Annotated in this window: 1 protein-coding gene; it reads left to right on the top strand. The window is 50.3% G+C overall.

What is annotated here, in order from left to right; genetic code table 11:
* On the top strand, positions 1 to 1,005 hold a 1,005-nt coding region (locus tag D5281_RS25055), incomplete at both ends, for a DUF4368 domain-containing protein (RefSeq protein ID WP_160562553.1).

Raw genomic sequence — 1,005 nt, 5'->3', positions numbered from 1 at the left:
TATCCTCACAAGGCAGGAGTATTGCGGCGACGTTGTAAACTTCAAGACCACAAAGCATTTCCGCGACAAACGAAACCACTATGTAGACAAAAGCCAGTGGCAGATTACCGAAAATGTCCATGCGCCGGTTATCGACCGCACCGATTTTGAAAACGTACAGCGGATTTTGGAAAACGCCCCCGTCAAGCGACCAAACGGGGACGGGGAAATCCACCCTTTGTCGGGCTTGCTTTTCTGTAAGGACTGCGGTGCAAAAATGCACATACGGATAGATTACAGGAACGGCGGCAAACGGCACGTTGCCTTTTGCAGTGAATACCACAAGGGGAAAGCCAGAAACCCGAAGTGCCATTCCCCACATATCATGGACGCGGATTTACTCATGCAGACCGTTGCGGACGTGCTGAAAAAAATCGCGGAATACTCCATCAGCAACAGGGCGGATTTTGAAGCCTTAGTGAAAAAGAGCCTTGACATACAGCAGACCGACCGGACGAAGAAACAGCAGAAGCGCGTACCGCAAGTCACAATGCGGCTTGAACAAATCGAAAAGGTTCTGGATAAGCTGTACGAGGACAACGCACTGGGCGCTATCCCGCAAGACCGTTATGAGCAGATGTCGCAGAAGTATTCAGAAGAATACTATACACTGAAAGCGGAGCTTGCGGAAATCAAAGAGCAGTTGTCCGCTTTTGAAAACGCGGGAGGACGGGCGCAGAGGTTTGTGAAGCTGACAGAACGATACGCCGACTTTGCCGAACTCACCCCCGCCATTCTAAACGAGTTTATCAGCAGGATTGAAGTGCATGAGCGCGACCAGAAGCGGGCGAGATACGCCATTCAGCATATCGGGATATACTTCAACCATATCGGCAAATTTGAGAATGAACTGACACAGCTTGCAGAGCCGACAGAGCAGGAAATCAAAAAAATGCGGGAGGAAATCGAAGAAGCGAAAAAGGAAAAGAGCCGCGCCTACCACCGGGAATATTCCAGAGCCTACCG

Source organism: Parablautia muri (assembly GCF_009917485.1).
In the GTDB taxonomy this organism is placed as follows: domain Bacteria; phylum Bacillota; class Clostridia; order Lachnospirales; family Lachnospiraceae; genus Suilimivivens; species Suilimivivens muri.
The sequence above is the reverse complement of the archived record's forward strand: the minus strand, read 5'-3'. Positions and strand labels throughout refer to the sequence as shown.